Below are 22,706 nucleotides of genomic sequence, written 5' to 3'. Positions count from 1 at the left end.
ACTTGTCTCACGGCTGCGCGAGCGGCTCTGCGGGATCGGTGTCGCGCCCTCTCTCGGAGCTTGTCGTGCCTCCGGCCTATGGCACCGCACCACGCACAAAGCCGCGCGCATGTGGGCGCGCGGCTTCAGCCTCATCTCGTCAGGCCTCAGTCGTGAAAGGCCGCAACGCGGGTTTGCTCGCCCAACAGGAACGCATCGGCCACAAGCTGCAACGGCGCCAGATCCACATCGGACTCCCCGCGCGCAATGAGCTGTTCAAACCGGGCATAGAGCGCGCGATATTCCTGATCGGGCGCGGAGATCCGGGCCTCGCCATCGACCTCCAGCCGCGCCCCGCCCTCGCGCAAGGCGATCTCGGGGCCATCGGTGCGCAAGACGATCTCCCAAGTCTGTTTCCCCGTCTGCCGCCAGTCGAACTGCGCGCGGATTCGCGTCTGCAGCCCGGCCACCATGTCGAGCTGAGCGGCAATCGGGGCCTGCCGGTTCTCGGGCAGCTCCAGATGCGCGCGCGTCAGTCGCACCGGATCGCGCAGCAGACGCGTCACGATCGAGAGCGCGTTGATGCCGGGATCGAACACGCCCAGACCGCCGGGCTGCCAGATCCAATCCTGCCCGGGATGCCAGTGCCGCACATCTTCCATCCAGCGGATCTCGACCGAGCGGACCTCAAGATCGGCCAACATCTCGCGCGCCTGCGCCACGGCCGCCGCCTCGCGCGAATGCCACGTCGCAAAAAGGCTCACGCCGCACGCACGCGCCAGCGCGCTGAGTGCCTGCACCTCGGACACGCTCGCACCGGGCGGCTTTTCAAGCATTACGTGACGCCCCGCCGCAATCGCAGCCGCCGCTTGGGCAAACCGCCCCTGCGGCGGGGTGCAAAGCGAGATCGCCTGCAGATCGGGCTCGGCGTCCAGCAGCGCCGCGATATCGGGATAGCTGGGCAGCGTCTCAAGTCCCGCATTGCGCGAGGCAATCGCGGCCAGCCGCAAACCCGGCGTGGCCTTGAGCGCAGGCAGGTGCTGGGCGCGTGCAATCACGCCCAACCCCACCAGTCCAAGCGAGATCGGCTGGCTCATTCGCGCAGATCCTTTGGCAAAAGGGCGGGCGCGATGTTCTGGTAGCAGACCGGACGCAGGAAGCGCCGGATCGCCAGCGTCCCCACCGACGTCGCGCCGAAATTCGTCGAGGCGGGATAAGGCCCGCCATGGACCATTGCGTCGCTGACCTCAACACCCGTGGGGAAGCCGTTGGCCATCACCCGACCTGCGCGCCGGGCCAGAACCGGCAGCAAACGGCCCGCCAGATCCGCATCGCCGTCATCCATGTGCAGCGTCGCGGTCAACTGGCCGCGGAAGCTTTTTGCAAGCGCCAGCATTTCCGCCTCCGACTCGGCAGTCACCAACAGGCCCAGCGGCCCGAAGACCTCTTCCGACAGGATCGGCTCGGCCAGCCAGTCAGCGCCCGAGACCACGAAGAGGTTCGGGGTCGCCGCCCGCCCGTCGCATTCCGAGCGGAACACATCGCGCACGCCCTTGGCCTTGGCGACCTCTGCCGTGCCGTGCCGATAGGCTTTGGCGATGCCTTCGGTTAGCATCACCTGCGCCCCGGAGCCCTCCAGAGCCGCGCGCGCGCCTTCGATGATCGCCTCGGCCTGCGAGGCCAGCACGACGGCAATGCCGGGATTGGTGCAGAACTGGCCTGCCCCCATCACCAGAGAGCCCGCCCAGCCGGTACCGATCGCGGCGCCGCGCGCAGCGACCGCCTCGGGCAGCAGGAACATCGGGTTGACCGAGCCCAGCTCGCCAAAAAACGGGATCGGCTCGGGGCGCTTGGCGCAAAGATCATAAAGCGCACGCCCTGCCCCCAGCGAGCCGGTGAACCCCGCCGCCGTGATCAGCGGATGGGTCACGAGCGCCTCGCCCACGTCGCGCGAGCCCCCCTGCACGAGGCTGAAAATCCCGGCGGGCAAACCGCATTTCGCAATCGCCGCCGTAATCGCCTCGGCCACGATCTCGCCGGTCGCGGGATGCGCCTCATGGCCCTTCACGACGACCGGACAGCCAGCGGCCAGCGCCGAGGCGGTATCGCCACCGGCCACCGAAAAGGCCAGCGGGAAGTTCGACGCGCCAAACACCGCAACCGGACCGACAGGCTGCTGCATCATCCGCAGATCGGGGCGCGGCGCGGGTTTGCGATCCGGCAACGCCGCGTCATGGCGCCGATCCAGGTAGTCGCCCTTGCGGATATGACTGGCAAACATGCGAAGCTGACCCGTGGTGCGCCCCCGCTCGCCCTCAAGCCGGGCCTGCGGGAGGCCGCTTTCGGACATCGCAAGCTCGGTGATGTCAGCGCCGCGCGCCTCGATCTCATCGGCGATGGTCTCCAAAAGCACGGCGCGGGTTTCGCGATCCGTGGCCCCGAAGCTCCAGAACGCCTCTTCTGCCGCCTGCACCGCGCGGTCGATCAATGCGGCATTGCCCGCGCAGACGGTGCGCCCCTCGCCCGTGGCGGGTGTCGAGGTGAAGCTTTCATCCGCTCCGGTGCGCGTGCCTGCGATCAGGTGCTGTCCGTGGGGGGTATAGGTCATGCGAAGTCCTTTCTTGTGGAGTGCGCGCGGCGCGCCTTGAGGGGGAGGCCAAAGCCCGCGCCGCGCATCATCGTGTCAATGCATCATCTCAATGCGCGTCGCGGCCCACCGGGTTGCCGCGACAGCCCTTGAGAAAGTCGAGATCAGCCCCGGTATCGGCCCCCTCGACATGGGCCTGATGCAGCCATGCATAGCCGCTCTCGGCGCGTTCGTGACTGGGCGTCCAGGCCGCCAGACGCTCGGCCAGCTCAGTGTCGGAGATCTCCAGCGTGAGCGAGCGCCCCGGCACATCAAGCGCGATCATATCACCGCTTTGCACCACCGCAAGCGGCCCGCCGGCAGCAGCCTCGGGTGCCGTGTGGAGCACCACCGTGCCATAAGCCGTGCCCGACATCCGCGCATCCGAGATCCGTACCATATCGGTGATCCCTTTGCGCAAGACCTTGGGCGGCAGGCCCATATTGCCGACCTCGGACATGCCGGGATAGCCTTTGGGGCCGCAGTTCTTCAGAACCATCACGCAGGTCTCGTCGATATCGAGATCCTCGTCGTTGATCCGCGCCTTATAGTCATCAATATCCTCGAAGACGACCGCCCGGCCCCGATGGGTCAGCAGATGCGGGCTGGCAGCCGACGGTTTGAGCACCGCCCCCTTGGGCGCAAGATTGCCGCGCAGCACCGCGATGCCGCCCTGTTCGGTCAGCGGGCGGTCCACGGGAAGGATCACGTCCTCATTCCAGTTCACGACTTCTGCAACTTCGTCCCAGATCGAGACGCCCGAGACCGTCAGCGCGTCCTTGTGCAACTGATCCGCCTCACCCAGACGTTTAAGAACGACCGGCAAGCCCCCGGCATAGAAGAATTCTTCCATCAGATACTTGCCCGAGGGCATCAGGTTGACGATGGTCTTCACATCGCGCCCGCAGCGGTCCCAGTCATCCAGCGTCAGATCGACACCGACGCGGCCCGCAAGTGCCAGCAGATGGATCACCGCATTGGTAGAGCCGCCGATCGCGCCATTGGTGCGGATCGCGTTCTCGAACGCATCTTTGGTCAGAATATCAGAGGGTTTCAGGTCGTCCTTCACCATCTGCACGATCCGCCGCCCCGAGAGCTGCGCCATCACGCGGCGGCGGCTATCGACCGCAGGGATCGCGGCATTGCCCGAAAGCGCCATGCCAAGCGCCTCGGCCATCGAGGCCATTGTAGAGGCCGTGCCCATCGTGTTGCAGGTGCCCGACGAGCGGCTCATGGACTGCTCGGCCTCAAGGAAATCCTCTTGGCTCATCTCGCCCGCCTTCACGGCTTCGGAGAATTTCCACAGATGCGTGCCCGAGCCCACGCGCTCGCCGCGGAAATGCCCGTTGAGCATCGGACCACCAGTCACGACGATCGAGGGAATATCGCAGCTTGCCGCCGCCATCATCAGCGAGGGCGTGGTCTTGTCGCAGCCCACCAGCAGCACCGCGCCATCCATCGGCTGGCCGCGAATGGTCTCTTCGATCGCCAGCGCCGCAAGGTTGCGAAACATCATCGCGGTCGGACGGAAGGTGTTTTCCGAGGCCGAGAAGACCGGCACTTCGACCGGAAAGCCACCAGCCTCCCAAACGCCCGCCTTCACCTTTTCAGCCAGCTCACGCAGATGGCCATTGCAGGGCGTCAGCTCGGACCATGTGTTGAGGATGCCGATGATCGGGCGTCCGTCAAACAAATCATGCGGATAGCCTTGGTTCTTCATCCAGCCGCGATGATAGATCGTGTCGCGCGAATTGCCGCCATACCATTCCTGCGAGCGCAGCTTGCGCGGCCATGGGGCGGGCGTGAAGGTAGAGGCGGACATGGGATATACTCCGACGGTCAGAGGGTACGGATCGTGGTGCAGCCGGTATCGGATGCCACGGAAAGCGGATTGCGCAGAGCAAGGCCGAACGCGGCGCTCGAGATCTCGAACACATCGCCCGCCTGAGGTGTGATGCCGCCTGCGAAACTCAGCGTGGCGGTGCCAAACATGTGGACATGCAGATCGCCGGGCCTGCGGAACGGCGCATATTTGAAATGATGATGCTCAAGATTGGCGATGGTGTGGGACATGTTGTCCTCGCCCGACAGGAAGGGCTGATCGAAGATCACCTCATCGCCGCGCAGGATCCGCGAGCGGCCCTCGATATGATCCGGCAGATCGCCCAGCAGCAACTCGGGGCCAAAGCTCGCCGGACGCAGCTTGGAATGCGCCAGAAACAGGTAATTGACCCGCTCTGTGACGTGATCGGAGAACTCATTGGCCAGCGTAAAACCGATCCGGTGCGGCACGCCGTCCGGACCGTTGAGGTAGAACCCTGCAATCTCGGGCTCTTCCCCGCCATCGAGGGCAAAGCCGGGGCTGGTCAGCGGATCGCCGGGCGCCACGGCCTCGCTGCCCGGGCCTTTGTAGAACCATTCGGGCTGCACCCCGACCTCTCCGGCGGCGGGTTTGCCGCCCTCAAGGCCCATGCGAAACATCTTCATCGAATCCGAGACATGCTCTTCGGTCTGGGCGTGCATCGCGTTGCGCGTGGAGGCCGAGCCCAGATGCGTGAGCCCCGTGCCGCACAGATACATCCGCGCGGGCTCGGGATGGCGCACCGGCACATCCAGCTTGCCGCTTGCTGCCAACATCTCCAGATCGACCGCCTCGCCCCCATCGGGCAGGAGATCGGCAATCCGGGCACCCTGCTCCACGGCGGCCTGCGCCAGTGCAAAGATGCTCTCGATCCCCGGCAGCAGCCGTGCGGTCTCATTCTCGCGGACGATCACGCCGCCCGATTTCAACTGGCTCAGATGCATGTCGTTCAGCCCTGTTTTTGTTTGTTGTAGACGTCGAAGACCACGGCGGCCAAAAGGACCAAGCCTTTGATCATCTGCTGATAATCGATGCCGATCCCCATGATCGACATCCCGTTATTCATCACGCCCATGATGAAGGCGCCAACCACCGCCCCCACGATCTTGCCCGAGCCGCCCGACATCGACGCACCGCCGATGAACACAGCCGCGATCACGTCCAGCTCCAGCCCGAAGCCCGCCTTGGGGGTCGCGGTGTTGAGACGGGCGGCAAAGATCAGACCGGCCAATGCTGCCAGCACGCCCATATTGACGAAGGCAAGGAAGGTCAGCCGCTCGGTCTTGATGCCCGAGAGCTTCGCCGCCTTGGCGTTGCCGCCCAAGGCGTAGATCCGGCGACCCACCACCGTGTTTTGGGTGAAGAAGGCGTAGATCACGATCAGCACGCCCATCGTGAGAAGCACGTTGGGAAGGCCGCGGAAGGTCGCGAGTTTGAAGGTCAGGAACAACAGCGCGCCGAGGACGATCACATTGCGCGCCCAGAAGAAATTCGCAGGCTCGCCGTCGATCCCAAAGGCCTTGTCGCGTGCTCGCGCCCGCAGCCCCAGCCAGATCACGATCAGCACAGCCGCAAGCCCCACCGCCATCGCAAGGACGTTGAAGTTGCGCGCGCCAAACAGGCCCGCAAGCTCCGTCGTCACGCCACGCGGCAGGATATCGGGCACAAAGCCGGTTGAGATGATCTGAAAGCTCTTCGGGAACGGCCCGACCGATTGCCCTTCGAGCAGCCAGAGCGAGGCACCGCGAAACACCAGCATCCCCGCCAGCGTCACGATGAAGGACGGGATCTTCCAATAGGCGACCCAGTAGCCCTGAGCGGCCCCGATCAGCCCGCCCATCACCAGTGCGGCGATGAAGGTGATCCAGACAGGCATGCCCCAATGCACGACCATAACGGCGGCAAAAGCGCCCACAAAGCCCATCACCGAGCCGACCGAAAGGTCGATATTGCCCGAGACGATGACGATCAGCATCCCCAGCGCCATGATGATGATATAGCTGTTTTGCAAGAACAGGTTGGTGATATTGACGGGCCGCATCAGCGTGCCTGCCGTCACGATCTGAAAGAACGCCATGATCGCGATCAGCGCAAAGAGCAGGCCGTATTCGCGCATGTGGTTTTTCAGATAGGCTTTCAGACGCGAGGGTTCGCTCTGGGCCGTATTGGTTTCGCTCGATTGCATCTTCTTTTCCCCCTCACTCATTCACGATGAGCGACATGATGCGCTCCTGGCTGGCATCCTGGGCTGCAAGCTCACCCACGAACGCCCCTTCATTCATCACGTAGATCCGGTCACACATGCCCAGAAGCTCGGGCATCTCAGAGCTGATCATCACCACGCCTTTGCCCTGAGCAGAGAGGTCGTTGATGATCGAATAGATCTCGTATTTCGCGCCGACATCGATGCCGCGCGTCGGCTCGTCGAGGATCAGCACCTCGGGCCCCGCAAACAGCCATTTCGCCAGCACGACCTTTTGCTGGTTGCCCCCCGAGAGGTTGCCGACCTGCTGCATCACCGAAGGCGTGCGGGTGGCCAGAGCCTTGCGGTAGCGCTCGGCCACCTCAGTCTCCTGCCCCTCCGAGAGCACGCCGCGCGTCGAGACCGCCTCAAGATTGGCCAGCGTCGTGTTGAACCGGATCGTCTCGTCCAGGATCAGCCCAAGGCTCTTGCGGTCCTCGGTGACATAGGCAAGCCCTGCCGCAATCGCGCGGTCCACCCGGCTCAGATCCACCGGCTTGCCATGCAACCGCGCGACGCCCGAGATGTTGCGCCCCCAGCTTTGCCCGAAAATCGACATCGCAAGCTCGGTCCGGCCCGAGCCCATGAGCCCCGCGATACCGACCACCTCGCCTGCGCGCACGTTGAACCCGATATCGTGGATCACCTGCCGCTCGGCATGTTCGGGATGCCAGACATTCCAGTTCTCGATTTCCATCAGAACCTCGCCCGCGCGGCGGGGCCGGTCGGGGAAGCGATGGGTCATGTCACGGCCCACCATGTCGCGCACGATATGGTCTTCTTCCAGCCCCTTGGCAGGCAGCCGCGAGACGGTCGCGCCATCGCGGATCACCGTCACCGTATCGGCGACATAACGCACCTCGCCCAGCTTGTGGCTGATGATGATGCAGGTCACGCCCTGCGCCTTCAGCTCCAGCATCAGATCGAGCAGCTTGCGGCTGTCATTTTCCTGCAAGGCCGCGGTCGGCTCATCGAGGATCAGGAGTTTGACGTCTTTCGACAACGCCTTGGCGATCTCGACAAGCTGCTGCTTGCCCACGCCGATACTGTCGACCATCGTGCCGGGTGCATCGCGCAGGCCCACCTTGGCCAGCAGCGCCTCGGTGCGCCGGAAGGTCTCTTGCCACTGGATCACACCGCCGGTCGCGCGCTCATTGCCCAGAAAGATGTTTTCGGCAATCGAGAGCTGCGGCACGAGCGCCAGTTCCTGATGGATGATGACGATGCCGCGCGCCTCGCTGTCAGACAGCGATTTGAACTCGGCCAGAGCGCCCTCATAATGGATCTCACCGTCGTAGCTGCCTGCCGGATAGACGCCCGAAAGCACCTTCATCAGCGTCGATTTTCCGGCACCGTTTTCACCGCAGATGGCGTGGATCTCGCCCTGCTCAACCGAGAGCGTCACGCGGTCGAGGGCTTTCACACCCGGAAATTCCTTGGTGATGTCGCGCATCTCCAAAAGCGTGGTCATATCGGAAATCCCAAGATCAGGCCCTACCTGCGCGTCGGTCGCGCGGTCCGGGCCGGTCTGTTGGCCCCAAGCGCTGCGCATCAGCCGCGCGCTCTGGGGTAAGGAGGGGCCGGAGTTACCTCCGGCCCGGTTCGGTTCACTTGAGTTGATCGGCGGTGTAATAGCCCGAGCCCACGAGGGTTTTCTCGTAGTTCGACTTGTCCACCAGCGTCGGCTCGAGCAGGTAGGACGGCACGACTTTGACGCCATTGTCATAGGTCTTGGTGTCGTTGACCGGGACTTCCTTGCCCTGCACCATCGCGTCCACCATGTTCACGGTGACTTTCGCCAGCTCGCGAGTATCCTTGAACACGGTCGAGTACTGATCGCCGCGCTCGATGGCCTTGATCGAGGGGATCTCGGCATCCTGACCGGTGATGATCGGCATTTTCAGATCGCCCGAGCCATAGCCCACGCCCTTCACCGACGAGATGATCCCGATCGAGAGCCCGTCATAGGGCGAAAGGATCCCGTTAACCTGCTTGTCGGTGTAGTTGGCCGACAGAAGGTTATCCATGCGCGACTGAGCGACCGCGCCATCCCAGCGCAGCGTACCCACTTTATCCATGCCCATCTGACCCGACGGGATCACGATATCGCCGCTATCGATCAGCGGCTGCAGCACCGACATCGCGCCGTTATAGAAGAAATAGGCGTTGTTATCGTCGGGCGAGCCGCCGAACAGCTCGACATTCCACGGATGGACATCGGGGAAGCGCTCTTTGAGGCCCTGCACCAGCGAGGTTGCCTGGATCACGCCGACTTTGAAATTGTCGAAGGTCGCGTAGTAATCGACATTCGGGCTGTCTTTGATCAGCCGGTCATAGGCGATGACCTTGACGCCTGCCGCAGCCGCGTTCTCAAGCGCGTTGGACAAAGTGGTCCCGTCGATCGAGGCGATCACGAGCACATTCGCGCCCTTGGTCACCATATTCTCGATCTGCGCGAGCTGGTTGGGGATATCGTCTTCTGCATATTGCAGATCGGTCTTGTAGCCAGCGGCCTGAAGCTGCTTGACCATGTTGTCGCCATCGGCAATCCAGCGCGCCGAGGATTTCGTCGGCATCGCGACGCCGACCAGCTCACCTTCGGCCTGAGCCATAGATGACAGCGCAACAAGACTTACGGCGAGCGCACCCGCCAGTTTCAGGAATTTCATGGTTTCCTCCCTTTGCGGTATCTCCTGCACCGCGGTCTCCAACCCCTGTTTTCGGGGATAGCGCCTTATATTCGCAGATGACATACCACTCAAATATCAATACCATCGAACAGCATATCAAAACCGGTATATCATATGTCCGATCCGTTCCGTCATTTGCGCCCCCGCCAGATCCAGCTCGTCTCTGAAATCCGCCGCCACGGCCAATTGCAGATCGCCGCCGAAGCCTGCGGGCTGACCCAGCCTGCCGCCTCGCGCAGCCTCGGCGAGATCGAGAGCCTGCTGGGCGAAAAGCTGTTCACCCGCGGCCCCAAGGGGATGGAGCCCACCCCCGCAGGTCTTTTGGTCGCGCGCCACGCGCGACGCATGATCAACGACCTCGATCAGCTCTCGGCGCAGTTCACTGAACTGCGCGCCGGGCGTGGCGGCACGGTGCGGATCGGGGCGGTCACAGGCCCGGCGCTGGGTCAGATCGTGCCCGCGATCCGCGAGCTCAAAGCCGCCTCTCCGCTGGTCGAGGTCTCGGTAGATGTCGCCCCTTCGGCCACGCTGGTGCCCGCGCTTGAGCGCGGCGATCTGGATTTCGCGCTCGCCCGCCTGCCGCCTTGGATGGATGACCGCGCCTTCCATATCGAGCCTGCGCGCGATGAGAGCGTCCGGCTTTTGGTGCGCGATGGTCACCCGATGCTGGGCGCGGGTCCGCTTGGCGTGCGCGATCTGCATCACCTGCCATGGATTTTGCAAAACGTGGGCACGCCGATCCGCCAAGCCGTCGACCGTGCCTTTCACGATGCGGGCCTGAGCAGCCCGCCCAATGTCGTGACGACCTCGTCGCTGCTTGCGGTCGTGGCCTTGCTGCGCGATTTCGATGCGATCGCGCCGATGGCGCAAGAGGTGATCGACCTGCTGCTTGATGCGCCGGTCTCGGCGGGCTTCCGGCAATTGCCAATCGACCGCGCGATCACCGTCGAGCCCTATATGATCCTGACCCTGCGCGACCGCGAATTACCGCGCGCGAGCGAAAAGCTGCTGGCCATCGTGCGCCGCTCGATCCGGGCCTTGGGGCCCAGCGATCCGCCATAAGGCCCGGGCGCTTAACTTGAGCGCCCGACCTCTGAGCCAAGGGCAATGAGGCTCAGATCATCGCCCAGATGCACGAGATCGACAGCCTCGGCCCCGGGGCGCAGATGGCCGAATGTGGCCCCCAGCCCCAATAGCTCTGCGGGCACGCGGGTGGCCATGCCCAGCACCTCCGCCAGATCGCACCCGACCCGGTGATGCATCACGCCAAGCGCCTCGGGCAGGCTCACATCGGCGCCCGCCAAAGTGCCATCGGCCAGCGTCAGCCGCCCGTCGCGACGCTCGATCCAGCGGTCATTGAGCGTAAACCCGTCCAGATCGGTGCCCGCCACCGCCATCGCATCGGTGACCAGAAACAGCCCCGGCGACCGTTTAGAGCGCGCAGCGATGCCAAGCGCGGGCTGCGAGACATGCACCAGATCGGCGATGATCCCGGCGCAGACCTCACTGTCGAGCGCCGCCCCCACAAGCCCCGGCTCGCGATGGCCAAGCGGGCTCATCGCGTTGAACAGATGGGTCACACAGCGCGCGCCCGCTGCGAAAGCCACCCGCGCGCGCTCATAGCTGCAATCGGAATGGCCCAGACTGACGATCACCCCCGCACGCGCAAGCGCTGCGATCTGCTCGGGCGTGGCGGCCTCGGGGGCCAGCGTCACCATTAGCGCGGGCATCGTCTTCGCCGCGCGACAGATCATCTCAAGATCGTCCTGCTCCATCGGGCGGATCAGCTCGGGCGCATGCGCCCCCTTGCGTGCCAGATCCAAATGCGGCCCCTCAAGATGCACCCCGATAAAGCCTGCCACCCCGTCGCGCGCGGCCTGCGCGCCCGCCGCCAGCACAGCGCCCACCGTCTCGCGGCGCGCGGTGATCAGCGTCGGCAACACGCCCGCCGTGCCAAGCCCGCGATGAGCGGCACAGATCGTGGCGATCTCATGGGCTGGATCGCCCGCGCCGAGCATCACCCCGCCGCCGCCATTGACCTGAAGGTCCAAAAGCCCCGGCGCGAGCACCCCGCCTTGCAGCGCAATCCGCTTGGCCTCCTCTGGCAGGGCTGTGTCTGACAGCGCGCTCTCGGGCGTGATCTCACGCACGCAGCCCGCCTCGATCACCAGCGCATGGTCCTCAAACAGGGTCGCTCCGTCGAAAATCCGCGCGCCGGTATAGATCGTGAGGGGACTCATCAGAGAGTTTCCGTAACTTTGCGCAGATGGGGCGGCGTGTCGGGATGAAACCCGCGCCGCCGCGCCAACTGCTCGATGAAGGCATAAAAGCTGACCACCGGCACAAGCGGGGCCACCAGCGGATGCAGATCGGACACGGTGGGCAAGATCACCGCCCCCTCGGCCTGACCGGGGCGTGTGAGAAACACCTCCGCGCCCTGCCCGACAAGCCGCGCCGCCGTGGCCTCCAACTGGGCGCGCGCGGCATCCTCAACCGCCAGCGCCAGCACCGGAAAGCCCGCCTGCACAATCGCCGAAGGCCCGTGCAACACCTCGGCTGCCGAATAGCTCTCGGCATGCAAGCCGCAGGTTTCCTTGAATTTCAGCGCCATCTCATTGGAGATCGCAAATCCCGGCCCCCGGCCCAGCACGTAAAGCGACTGCGCCCGCACGAGCCGGTCCGACAGCGGCGTCCAGTCGCATTCGACCGCGCGCGCAAAGGCCTCTGGCAGGGCAGCCAGAGCCGCCTTGAGGCTTGCATCCTCTTGCCACTCCGCCAAAAGCGCCAGCCCCGCAACAATCGAGCAGACGAAGCTCTTGGTGGCCGCGACCGAACGCTCCGGCCCCGCGCGCAGCCCGACCGCACGATCGGCGGCCTGCGCCATCGGCGAGGCGCTGTCATTGCTCAGCGAAAAGGTCAGCGCACCGCCCGCCTGCGCGGCGCGCAACAGCTCCACGATATCCGGGCTGCGGCCCGATTGCGAAATCCCGATGCAACCCATCCCCTTGAGCCGCAGCTTCGTGCCATAGATCGAGGCCACTGACGGTCCGATTGAGGCCACGGGCACCCCTGCGGCCAGCTCAATGGCATATTTCAGATAGCTCGCCGCGTGATCGGAAGACCCGCGCGCCACCGTCACGATGCAGGACGGATCGCAGGCCCGCAGCGCAGCCCCCGCCTGCGCGATCTCATCCGCGCCCGCCTCCAGCAAGGCGCGGCTCGCCTGCGGGATCTCGCGGATCTCGCTATACATCAGGGTCTCATCGGTCATGTCGAACTCCTTTCGGCAGCACTCGGAATACGCAATTCCGCTGTGAAATCATACGCATCGCCGCGATAGATCGAGCGCGTGATCTCGACGACGCGCCCGGTTTCCAGATAGGAAATCCGCTCGATCTGAAGACCCGCCGCCCCTTCGGCCATCTCCAGAAGGCCTGCGGTCTCGGCATCAATATTGGCAGCCGAGATCCGCTGCACGGCGCGCACCGGACGCAGCCCGCGGTCCCCCAGATATTCATAAAGCGAGCCTCTGACCGCTTGGGGGTCGGGCAGCAGCGTCTCGGGCAGCGAGGCGCGCTCAATCGCAAGCGGCACGCCATCCGACAGGCGCACCCGCGCCAGCCGCGCCACCTGCTCATGCGCGTTGAGCCCGAGCACCATCACCTCATCGGTGGAGGGCCGCGCCAGCGCGCGTTCCAGCCAGATCGCGCGTGTCTCGCGTCCGCGCCGCGCCATATCCTCGGTGAAAGAGTTGAGCTGCGAGAGCGGCATCTCAACCCGCTCCAGCGTCGGCGCAACGAACGTGCCAGAGCCGCGCCGCTGCACCAGACGTCCGGCGGCGACCAGTTGCTCCACCGCCTTGCGCACGGTGACGCGCGACAGATTGGCCATTGCTGCGATATCGCGCTCGGCAGGCAGGCTTTCGCCCGGGCGCAGTTGCCCGGTCTCGATGGCCTCGGTGATACAGGCGCGCAGTTGCAAATAAAGCGGGCCTACGGCACTCGCCTCGAACCGGCTGGCCGCAAAAATCTCCGCAGCCGCCTTCGCGCCAGAGGTCTCGGGCAAGGATTGCGGCTGATCCGGTTTTCTCACTTTCATCGCACCCCCTCCGCAAGGGCCAACGCGACCGCGCCATCCAGCCCGCTGCCCTGCGCGGGAAGGACGGGCGCGCCCAGCCGACCCTCAAGCCTGTGGGCAAACACCGCGCCCAGCCCGCCGGTGAAGCAAACGGGCAGCGCCGCGCCCTGCTGAAGATCGGCAATCGCCTCCGCGATGGTCTCATCGGCGGCGGCGAGCACTGCGCGTGCCGCACCATCGTCTGGCGCCTCGATCACGCGGCGCGCATAGGTGGCAAAGCCCGAAGGCGGCGCCAGGCGCATCCGGTCGACGAGGTGTTCCGGCCCGCGTGCCTCATCGAGCACCGCGCGCAAAAGAGGCGTCATCTCGACGCGGCCATCATAGGCGTGCAGCGCCCGCGTGAGCAGCGCCCGCCCGATCCAGCCGCCCGAGCCCTCATCGCCCAGCACCAGCCCCCAGCCACCGATCTGACGCATCTCACCCGCGCGTTGCACGGCAAAGACGGAGCCGGTCCCGAGCGCCGCCAGAATGCCGTCGCGCGCGCCCAGCGCCCCGCGCAAAGCAATCACAGCATCGCTGAGGATACGCGCAGAGCGGAAGGGAAGTGCGGCATGCAGCGCCTCGGCCACATGGCCCACATTGGCCCCGGCAAGCCCCAGCACGGCGTGGAGATCCTTGAGATCGCCCGCCTCGCCCAGCGCCTTGCGCGCACAGGCCAGAAGATTGTCCTGCGCGCTGGCCAGATCCGAGACGATATTGGCCGGACCGCCTTCGGCCTGCCCTATCACGCGCCCCGTCTCATCGACGATCCGCGCCCGGCATCCGCTGCCGCCACCATCCATGCCAAGAAACAGAGCCATCGGTCCTCCAGTCATCGAAACAATACCAACATAATACCATTTGACAAGACGGCTTACGAAAACCAGACCAATACCGCCTATTTTTAATAAGTCTTGCCAATTGGTATTATTTTGGCATCATGTTCGCTGAACAAGGGGATTCGCATGACCGCTGCCGCAGTCACATCACGCGCCACCGAGGAGCGCCACAATTCCGCTCCGGGCATCCATGCGGTCTCGCCGCGTGAGGCGCTGGCGAGATTGCATGCAGGCCACCTGTCTTCGCTGGACTGCCTCGACGCCGCCCTGCCCGATCTGGAGCGCGCAGCCGCGCGCGCAGCCCATAGCCTGCGCAGCGGCCACAAGCTGGCCTATGCAGGCGCGGGCAGCTCCGGGCTTATGGCGCTGGCCGATTGCCTTGAACTGGCGGGAACTTACGGCATTGCCCCCGCGCAGACGCCGATGCTCTTTGCCGGAGGCGATGCGGCGCTGCACCATATGACCGGTGCGGTCGAGGATGACCCGGCGCTCGCGCTGGCCGATCTGGACGCAGCAGGGCTTGGCCCCGGCGATACGGTGATCTGTGTCTCGGCCTCGGGGCGCACGCCCTATACGCTTGAGATCGCCCAAGGCGCACAGGCGCGCGGCGCGCAGGTGATCGGGCTGGCCAATGTCGCAGGCTCGGCGCTGCTTTCGCGCGCTGATATCGCGATTGCGCTTGAGACCGGGCCGGAAGTGATCGCGGGCTCTACGCGCATGGCGGCGGGCAGCGCGCAGAAGATCGCGCTCAACCTGCTCTCGACACTCACCGGCATCCGGCTTGGTCATGTCCATGACGGGCTGATGGTCAATCTCACCGCCGATAACGGCAAGCTGCGGGCCCGCGCCATTGCAATCGTAAGCGCGATTTCCGGGTCTGATCCCGCGCGCAGCGAGGACGCGCTGGGTGCCGCCCAAGGCGCCGTCAAACCCGCCATTCTCATTGCCGCGGGCGCAGACCCCGCGCGCGCCCACGCCTTGTTGGAGCAAACGCAGGGGCATCTCGCCCCCGCCCTAGAGGCGCTCCACCGCTAAAACCCAGAAGGCCGAAAACGGCCCACCAAAAATCAAAGGGTCGCCGCGACCCGCAACCTGGAGGTTACCATGAAATCCATTCCCTTCGCCGCGCTGCTGCTTGGCACAGCGCTTGTCGGCACCTCGGCGCTTGCCGAGACCACGCTGACAATCGAGAGCTGGCGCAACGATGACCTGCCGATCTGGCAGGAAAAGATCATCCCCGCCTTCGAGAAGGCCCATCCCGATATCAAGGTGGTCTTCGCGCCCTCTGCGCCCACCGAATATAACGCCGCGCTGAACTCCAAGCTCGATGCGGGCACGGCGGGCGATCTGATCACCTGCCGCCCCTATGACGCCGCGCTTGCGCTCTATCAAAAGGGCCAGCTTGCCGATCTGAGCGACATGAAGATCATGTCGAACTTCCCCGACGTCGCGAAATCCGCATGGCAGACCGATGACGGCAAGCACACGTTCTGCGTGCCGATGGCCAGTGTGATCCACGGCTTCATCTACAATAAAGACGCGTTCAAAGAGCTCGGCATCGAGCCGCCCAAAACGGTCGATGAATTCTATGCCGATCTCGATAAGATCAAGGCCGATGGCACTTATATCCCGCTCGATATGGGCACCCATGACCAGTGGGAAGCCGCCACCATGGGCTATCAGAATATCGGCCCGACCTATTGGAAGGGCGAAGAGGGCCGCAAGGCGCTGCTCGATGGCACCCAGAAGCTGACCGATCCCGATTGGGTCGAGCCCTTCAAGCAGCTTGCGAAATGGTCCAACTATCTGGGCGATGGCTATAAGGCACAGACCTATCCCGACAGCCAGAACCTCTTCACGCTGGGCCGCGCGGCGATCTACCCGTCGGGCTCGTGGGAGATCCCGGTCTTTGAGCCGCAGGTCGATTTCGAGATGGGAGCCTTCCCGCCGCCAGTCCAGAAAGCCGGAGATACCTGCTATATCTCGGATCAGCCCGATCACGCGATGGGGCTGAATGCCGCCTCGAAGAACAAGGATGCGGCGATGACCTTCCTGAACTGGGTCGGGAGCGCTGATTTCGCGCAGCTCTATTCCAACGCGCTGCCGGGCTTCTTCTCGCTCAACTCCGCCAAGATCGAGCTGAAAGACCCGCTCGCGCAGGAATTCCTGAGCTGGCGTCAGAACTGCAAATCGACGATCCGCTCGACCTATCAGATCCTGTCGCGCGGCACGCCGAACCTCGAGAACGCGACTTGGGCGGCCTCGGCCAATGTGATGAACGGCACCCAGAGCCCCGAGGACGCAGCCGCCGAGCTGCAAAAAGACCTCGCGAGCTGGTATAAGCCGCAGCAGAAGTAATCTGCCAAGATGTGGCCGGGCATCTCCGTCCGGCCACATCGCGTCTCCCGTTTGATCCGTTCCATCCCCGAGAGGCTGCCCCATGTCCGAGCGCAAGCCATTCCGCTGGCATATCCCGATTTTTCTGGCGCCAGCCGTGATCATCTACACTGCGGTGATGATCATTCCGCTCTTTGCCACCCTCGATCTGTCGCTCTACACGACGGGCGATGACGGCATCCACTTCGTGGGGCTCGACAATTTCCGCACGCTCTTTGGCGATCCCCGCTGGGCCAAGACCTTCTGGAATGCGTTTTGGAACAATGTTTGGTTCTTTCTGATCAACATGGCGGTGCAAAATCCCATCGGGATCGGTCTGGCGGCCCTATTGTCGCTGCCGGGGCTGCGCTTTGCCGCCCTCTACCGCTCGGCGATCTTCGTGCCGACCATCCTGAGCTTTGTGATCGTGGGCTTCGTGTGGAAGCTGATCCTCTCGCCAATCTGGGGAATTGCGCCGGGCATGCTGACCGCAATCGGGATGCGGCATCTGTTCGAGCCGTGGCTGGGACAGGAAACCACCGCACTGATCACCGTCTCGCTGATCTCGGTCTGGCAGTTTATCGGCATCCCGATGATGCTGATCTACGCAGCCCTGCTATCGATCCCCGAAGAGGTGATCGAGGCCGCCGAGGTCGATGGCATCACCGGCATGGCACAGTTCTGGCGCATCAAGCTGCCGCTGATCCTGCCCTCGATCGGGATCATCTCGATCCTGACCTTCGTGGGCAACTTCAACGCCTTCGATCTGATCTATGTGACCCAAGGCGCGCTGGCCGGGCCTGATTTCTCGACCGATATCCTGGGCACGTTCATGTATCGCACCTTCTTCGGCTTCCAGCTGCAACTGGGCGACCCGAACATGGGCGCCACCATCGCCACGGTGATGTTCGCCATCATCCTGATCGGGGTGTGCCTGTATCTGTTTGGCATCCAGCGGCGCATGCGTCGCTACCAGTTCTGAGGGGGTGAACCTATGGCCATGAGCGCAAGATCCTCCCTGCCCCGGACCGTTGCGGTCCATGTAGCGCTGATCACCTACACGCTGATCGCGCTGTTCCCGGTCTTCGTGATCGTGATCAACTCGATGAAATCGCGCAAGGCGATCTTCCGCGAGCCGCTGGCCCTGCCCGGTCCCGGCACGTTCGACCTTGTGGGCTTTCAGACCGTGCTGTCGCAGGGCAATTTCCCGCTCTATTTCGGCAACTCGCTGATCGTCACCGTGGCCTCGCTGGCCATTGTTCTGGTCTTTGGCGCGATGGCGGCCTTTGCGCTGTCGGAATATCGCTGGCGCGGCAATCTGCTGATGGGGCTTTATCTGGCCATCGGCATCATGATCCCGATCCGGCTTGGCACGGTCGCGATCCTCAAGGGGATGGCGGCAGTGGGGCTGACCAACACGCTGACCTCGCTGGTGCTGGTCTATTCCGCGCAAGGCCTGCCGCTTGCGATTTTCATCCTGTCGGAATTCATGCGCACAGTCTCGGATGACCTGAAAAACGCAGGCCGGATCGATGGCTTAAGCGAATACCGCATCTTTTTCACCCTCGTCGTCCCGCTGATCCGCCCCGCCATGGCGACGGTTGCGGTGTTCACGATGATCCCGATCTGGAACGATCTGTGGTTCCCGCTGATCCTGGCGCCGTCTGAGGCCACCAAGACGGTCACTCTGGGGGCGCAGACCTTCATCGGGCAATATGTCACCAACTGGAACGCGGTGCTGGCCTCACTGTCGCTGGCGATCCTGCCGGTGCTGGTGCTCTACCTTGTCTTCTCGCGGCAACTGATCCGCGGCATCACCTCAGGGGCGGTCAAATGAGCAAGATTCGCACCCTCGTCGTGGGCTTGGGCAATATGGGGCTCTCGCATGCGGTGGCCTATCACACGAACCCCGATTTCGAGATCGTGGGGCTGGTGAACCGCTCCACGCCAGAGCTGCCGGAGGATCTGCGCGACTATCCGTTCAGCCATGATTACGCCCAAGCGCTGGCCGAGCTGACGCCCGATCTCGTCTGCATCGCCACCTATTCCGACAGCCATACCGATATGGCGGTGGCAGCGATCGAGGCAGGCGCGCATGTCTTTGTCGAAAAGCCGCTTGCCACCACGGTCGAGCAGGCGCTGCGCGTGGCGCGGGCCGCGCGAGATCACGCGCGCAAATGCGTGGTGGGCTATATCCTGCGTCATCACCCAAGCTGGCAGCGCCTGATCGCCGAGGCGCGCGATCTGGGCGGACCTTATGTTTTCCGGCTCAACCTCAATCAACAAAGCACCGGCCCCACTTGGGAGACCCATAAGGCGCTGATGCAATCGACCTCGCCGATTGTCGATTGCGGTGTGCATTATGTCGATGTGATGTTGCAAATCACCGATGCCGCCCCGCGCGAGGTGCGCGGCATGGGGCTGCGGCTGTCTGAAGACATCGCGCCCGACATGTATAATTACGGCCAGTTTCAGGTGCTGTTCGAGGATGGCTCGCTGGGCTGGTACGAGGCAGGCTGGGGGCCGATGATGTCGGACACCGCCTTTTTCGTGAAAGATGTCGTAAGCCCCAAGGGCGCGATCTCGATCCGCATGCCCGAGGATGCGAAATCCGACGATATCGAGACCCATACCAAGACCTCGACGCTGCGGCTGCACCGCGTGGGCGAGGCAGACCAAGACATCTCGATGGCCGATGAGCCGGGCCATCAGGCGCTGTGCGAGCGCGAGGCGGCCTTCACGGCGTCGGCGATCTTGCAAGACACCGACCTGTCGCGCCACCTGCATGAGGCGGTGAGCTCTCTGGCGGTCTGTCTTGGCGCAGATGAAAGCGTGCGCACGGGACGGCCCGTCGCACTTGACCCGATCCGGATCTGAAGGAGGCCTGCCCCATGGGGTCGCTGACACTCAACAACCTGACCAAAAGCTTCGGCAAGACCGAGGTGATCAAGGGCGTCGATCTCGAGGTGCGCGACGGCGAGTTCTGCGTCTTCGTCGGCCCCTCGGGCTGCGGCAAGTCCACGCTTTTGCGGATGATCGCGGGGCTGGAGGATGTGAGCTCGGGCGATGTGATGATCGACGCGGCCCGGGTGACGCAGCTCCCCCCCTCCAAGCGCGAGATCGCGATGGTGTTCCAGTCCTACGCGCTCTACCCACACCTCAAGGTGCGCGACAATATGGGCCTTGCGATGAAGCGCGCAGGTGCCTCGAAACCGCAGGTCGAGGCCGCCGTCGACGAGGCCGCGCGCATGCTCTCGCTGGAGCCACTGCTCGATCGCCGTCCCGCAGAGCTCTCGGGCGGGCAGCGTCAGCGCGTGGCCATCGGGCGCGCCATCGTGCGCAGACCCAAGCTGTTTCTCTTCGACGAGCCGCTCTCCAATCTTGACGCCGCCCTGCGCGTGGCCACCCGGATCGAGATCGCGCGGCTCCATCACGAGTTGAAGGCGACGATGATCTACGTCACCCACGATCAGGTCGAGGCGATGACGCTGGCCGACCGGATCGTGGTGCTCGATGGCGGGCGCGTGGCGCAGGTGGGCGCCCCGATGGAGCTGTATAACGATCCCGCCAACACCTTTGTGGCAGGCTTCATCGGATCGCCGCAGATGAACTTTCTCAAGGCGGGCGCCATCGGGCTGCAGGGCGAGACCGTGGGCATCCGCCCCGAACATCTGGAGATTTCAAAAGAGACAGGCGAGATCCCCGGCACGATCAGCCATATCGAGCATCTGGGCGGCGAGACCAATATCTATATCCACACCGAGCCGCACGGGCTGCTGACGGTACGGCTCTTTGGCGAGCATCATTTCGAGATCGACGCCCCCGTCTATCTCACCCCCGATCCCGCGCGCCGCTTTCACTTCGACGCGGCAGGCGACCGGATGCGCTAGGCGGGGCTGCACGGCAAAGGTTGCGGGCCACGAAGTTGCGCATTAGATAGCCACGCGACCCCAAAAGACGAGAGTTTCCCCGTGCCCTCCCCGCTTGAGACAGCCGCCCGCCTTTCCGTGGCGCCGATGATGGACTGGACCGACCGGCATTGCCGGGCGTTTCACCGCGCCATCTCGCGCCATGCGCTGCTCTACACCGAGATGGTAACAGCGCCTGCGGTGATCCGGGGCGACCGGCTCAAGCTTTTGGGTTTTGACGCTTCTGAGCATCCGGTGGCGCTGCAACTGGGCGGCTCTGACCCGCGCGAGTTGGCGCAGGCCGCGACCATCGGGGCCGATTGGGGCTATAAAGAGATCAACCTCAATTGCGGCTGCCCCTCGGACCGGGTGCAATCGGGGGCTTTTGGCGCGGTGCTGATGAAATCACCCGATCTCGTGGCCGAATGCGTAGCCGAGATGATCGCGGCCCAGCCCCTGCCCGTCACCGTGAAATGCCGCATCGGCGTCGATGACCAGAGCCCGGCCGAAGTGCTGCCCGATTTTTTGGAAAAGATCGCGCGCGCGGGCGTCACCCGCGTCACGATCCATGCGCGCAAAGCGTGGCTCAAAGGGCTCAGCCCCAAGGATAACCGCGAGATCCCGCCGCTGGATTATCCGCTGGTCCACGCGATGAAAGCGCAATTCCCGCAGCTGCACCTGTCGATCAATGGCGGGATCGGCACGCTGGAGGCCGCGCAGGCCGAGCTGGCCGCGGGGCTCGACGGGGTGATGGTGGGCCGCGCTGCCTATCACCAGCCGATGGCCGTGCTCGGGGCGGCAGATGCGCAGATCTTCGGCGATGGCGCGCCCGTGGATCCTTTCACGGTGGCCGAGGCGATGAAGCCGCATATCGCCCATCATATCGAGAGCGGCGGACGGCTCCATCAGGTGACCCGCCACATGCTCGGGCTGTTTCACGGGCGCCCCGGCGCGCGCAGGTTCCGTCAGATCCTCTCGGAAGGCGCCACGCGCGAAGGCGCCGGTCTTGAACTTTACGAGAGCGCATTGTCAGCGTTGTGTGAGCAGGCTAACTGAGCGTCATCCAAAGGAGTCTCTCAATGCCCGATCTGTCCACGCTGCTTCCGCTTGTCGCCATTCTCATGGCCGTGGGGGCCTTTGCGGGCGTTCTGGCCGGGCTTCTGGGCGTTGGCGGTGGGATCGTTCTGGTCCCGGCCTATTTCTTCTTGTTCAGCGGCTTGGGATATGGCTCGCCCGATCTGATGCAGGTCTGCGTTGCCACCTCACTGGCCACGATCATCGTGACCTCCCTGCGCTCGGTGATGGCCCATAACCGGCGCGGCGCGGTCGATTGGGAGATCTTGCGCCAATGGATTGCGCCCATCGCAATCGGCGCGGTGCTGGGCGTGCTCGTGGTTCACCAGCTCACGACCCACACGCTTCAAATCATCTTCGCGGTGATGGTGATGGTGATTTCGCTCTACATGATGTTCGGAAAATCGAGCTGGCGGATCTCGGACGGGCTGCCGGGCGGCTGGTTTCGCGCGTGGTTCGGCCCGTTGATGGGGTTCCTCTCGGTGCTGCTGGGGATCGGGGGCGGCTCTATCGGGACGCCGATGCAAACGCTGCACGGCATTCCGATCCACCGCGCGGTGGCGACCTCGGCGGGGTTCGGCGTCACAATCGCCCTGCCCTCGGCCATCGGATTTTTGCTTACCCCCGTGCCCGACGCCCCTTGGGGATCGATCGGGGCCGTCAATATCCCGGCCTTTTTGATCACCATCGCGATGACACTGCTCACCGCGCCGCTGGGTGCAACGCTCGCCCACAAGCTCGATGCGAAAAAGCTCAAGCGCGTTTTTGCGGGTTTTCTGTTCCTCGTGGCGATCAACATGCTGCGCAAAGCGTTTCTCTGAGTGCAGCCGCGAATCGTATCCCCCACCTTTTGAGCGATTCCGGCCCAAGCCCAACGGCGTAGCAGCGCCGCCCATCCGATCTATGCTTAGATCAGATGACTAGATCATGCGGTCAAAAATGGGAAGGTATCGTCACATTTCCGTAAAAAATTTGCCCGCCTGAGCTTACCCTCA

Annotated in this window: 20 protein-coding genes; 9 read left to right on the top strand and 11 right to left on the bottom strand. The window is 64.1% G+C overall.

Annotated features, from left to right (window positions below):
- Positions 1 to 146 precede the first annotated feature (146 nt).
- The 7 genes from DL1_RS09115 to chvE all read right to left on the bottom strand — a co-directional run bounded on the left by DL1_RS09115 (position 147) and on the right by chvE (position 9,377).
- The gene (locus DL1_RS09115) at positions 147 to 1,076 is read right to left on the bottom strand and encodes a Gfo/Idh/MocA family protein (RefSeq protein WP_038065142.1); all 930 of its coding nucleotides are present in this window, start codon (positions 1,074 to 1,076) and stop codon (positions 147 to 149) included.
- Entirely contained in the window at positions 1,073 to 2,587 is a 1,515-nt protein-coding gene (locus DL1_RS09110; protein WP_038065139.1) for an aldehyde dehydrogenase (NADP(+)), read from the bottom strand. The genes DL1_RS09115 and DL1_RS09110 overlap by 4 nt, the downstream gene beginning before the upstream one ends.
- 88 nt (positions 2,588 to 2,675) lie before the next feature.
- Positions 2,676 to 4,427 (bottom strand): L-arabinonate dehydratase, encoded by a 1,752-nt coding sequence (gene araD / locus DL1_RS09105; protein WP_038065137.1) that lies wholly within the window; start codon positions 4,425 to 4,427, stop codon positions 2,676 to 2,678.
- 17 nt (positions 4,428 to 4,444) lie between these two features.
- Positions 4,445 to 5,410, bottom strand: a complete 966-nt coding sequence (araD1, locus tag DL1_RS09100) for an AraD1 family protein (protein WP_038065135.1) — start codon at positions 5,408 to 5,410, stop codon at positions 4,445 to 4,447.
- 5 nt (positions 5,411 to 5,415) lie between these two features.
- A complete protein-coding gene (gene mmsB / locus DL1_RS09095; RefSeq protein WP_038065210.1) occupies positions 5,416 to 6,651 on the bottom strand; it encodes a multiple monosaccharide ABC transporter permease in 1,236 nt (411 codons plus the stop codon).
- Between the two features lie 13 nt (positions 6,652 to 6,664).
- On the bottom strand, positions 6,665 to 8,179 hold the full coding sequence (gene mmsA / locus DL1_RS09090) for a multiple monosaccharide ABC transporter ATP-binding protein (RefSeq protein ID WP_038065207.1): 1,515 nt from the start codon (positions 8,177 to 8,179) through the stop codon (positions 6,665 to 6,667).
- A gap of 136 nt (positions 8,180 to 8,315) precedes the next feature.
- A complete protein-coding gene (gene chvE, locus DL1_RS09085) occupies positions 8,316 to 9,377 on the bottom strand; it encodes a multiple monosaccharide ABC transporter substrate-binding protein (protein ID WP_038065133.1) in 1,062 nt (353 codons plus the stop codon).
- 135 nt (positions 9,378 to 9,512) lie between these two features.
- Here chvE and DL1_RS09080 point away from each other — a divergent pair, with 135 nt between their 5' ends.
- Positions 9,513 to 10,460 (top strand): LysR family transcriptional regulator, encoded by a 948-nt coding sequence (locus tag DL1_RS09080; protein WP_038065131.1) that lies wholly within the window; start codon positions 9,513 to 9,515, stop codon positions 10,458 to 10,460.
- A gap of 11 nt (positions 10,461 to 10,471) precedes the next feature.
- Here the strand turns inward: DL1_RS09080 and nagA are convergent, their stop codons facing one another.
- The 4 genes from nagA to DL1_RS09060 are packed head-to-tail and all read right to left on the bottom strand — an operon-like array spanning position 10,472 to position 14,335.
- Positions 10,472 to 11,638, bottom strand: coding sequence for an N-acetylglucosamine-6-phosphate deacetylase (gene nagA / locus DL1_RS09075; protein ID WP_038065127.1), 1,167 nt, complete (start codon positions 11,636 to 11,638; stop codon positions 10,472 to 10,474).
- Positions 11,638 to 12,669, bottom strand: a complete 1,032-nt coding sequence (locus DL1_RS09070) for an SIS domain-containing protein (protein ID WP_038065124.1) — start codon at positions 12,667 to 12,669, stop codon at positions 11,638 to 11,640. The genes nagA and DL1_RS09070 overlap by 1 nt, the downstream gene beginning before the upstream one ends.
- Positions 12,666 to 13,496 carry a GntR family transcriptional regulator gene (locus DL1_RS09065; RefSeq protein ID WP_081856299.1) on the bottom strand — a complete coding sequence of 277 codons (831 nt, stop codon included), beginning with the start codon at positions 13,494 to 13,496 and terminating at the stop codon, positions 12,666 to 12,668. The genes DL1_RS09070 and DL1_RS09065 overlap by 4 nt, the downstream gene beginning before the upstream one ends.
- Complete coding sequence (locus tag DL1_RS09060) at positions 13,493 to 14,335, bottom strand: glucosamine kinase nucleotide-binding domain-containing protein (protein ID WP_038065122.1); 843 nt, start codon at positions 14,333 to 14,335, stop codon at positions 13,493 to 13,495. Before DL1_RS09060 ends, DL1_RS09065 begins: the two co-directional genes overlap by 4 nt.
- Before the next feature lie 144 nt (positions 14,336 to 14,479).
- Here DL1_RS09060 and DL1_RS09055 point away from each other — a divergent pair, with 144 nt between their 5' ends.
- From DL1_RS09055 to DL1_RS09020, 8 genes are all read left to right on the top strand, one after another.
- A complete protein-coding gene (locus DL1_RS09055) occupies positions 14,480 to 15,388 on the top strand; it encodes an N-acetylmuramic acid 6-phosphate etherase (RefSeq protein ID WP_038065119.1) in 909 nt (302 codons plus the stop codon).
- A 69-nt stretch (positions 15,389 to 15,457) separates the two neighbouring features.
- The gene (locus tag DL1_RS09050) at positions 15,458 to 16,711 is read left to right on the top strand and encodes an ABC transporter substrate-binding protein (RefSeq protein WP_038065115.1); all 1,254 of its coding nucleotides are present in this window, start codon (positions 15,458 to 15,460) and stop codon (positions 16,709 to 16,711) included.
- A gap of 82 nt (positions 16,712 to 16,793) precedes the next feature.
- On the top strand, positions 16,794 to 17,711 hold the full coding sequence (locus DL1_RS09045) for a carbohydrate ABC transporter permease (RefSeq protein ID WP_038065111.1): 918 nt from the start codon (positions 16,794 to 16,796) through the stop codon (positions 17,709 to 17,711).
- A gap of 18 nt (positions 17,712 to 17,729) precedes the next feature.
- Positions 17,730 to 18,566, top strand: coding sequence for a carbohydrate ABC transporter permease (locus DL1_RS09040; RefSeq protein WP_038065200.1), 837 nt, complete (start codon positions 17,730 to 17,732; stop codon positions 18,564 to 18,566).
- Positions 18,563 to 19,606, top strand: a complete 1,044-nt coding sequence (locus DL1_RS09035) for a Gfo/Idh/MocA family protein (protein ID WP_177195341.1) — start codon at positions 18,563 to 18,565, stop codon at positions 19,604 to 19,606. The genes DL1_RS09040 and DL1_RS09035 overlap by 4 nt, the downstream gene beginning before the upstream one ends.
- A gap of 14 nt (positions 19,607 to 19,620) precedes the next feature.
- Positions 19,621 to 20,619 carry an ABC transporter ATP-binding protein gene (locus DL1_RS09030; RefSeq protein WP_038065110.1) on the top strand — a complete coding sequence of 333 codons (999 nt, stop codon included), beginning with the start codon at positions 19,621 to 19,623 and terminating at the stop codon, positions 20,617 to 20,619.
- 81 nt (positions 20,620 to 20,700) lie between these two features.
- Positions 20,701 to 21,693: a tRNA dihydrouridine(20/20a) synthase DusA gene (gene dusA / locus DL1_RS09025; protein WP_038065109.1), complete on the top strand. Its 993-nt coding sequence runs from the start codon at positions 20,701 to 20,703 to the stop codon at positions 21,691 to 21,693.
- Positions 21,694 to 21,716: 23 nt separating this feature from the next.
- A complete protein-coding gene (locus DL1_RS09020; RefSeq protein WP_038065108.1) occupies positions 21,717 to 22,532 on the top strand; it encodes a sulfite exporter TauE/SafE family protein in 816 nt (271 codons plus the stop codon).
- The last annotated feature ends 174 nt before the right edge of the window (positions 22,533 to 22,706 follow it).

Source organism: Thioclava dalianensis (assembly GCF_000715505.1).
GTDB lineage: Bacteria > Pseudomonadota > Alphaproteobacteria > Rhodobacterales > Rhodobacteraceae > Thioclava > Thioclava dalianensis.
This window is presented reverse-complemented; position numbering and strand designations above follow the sequence as displayed.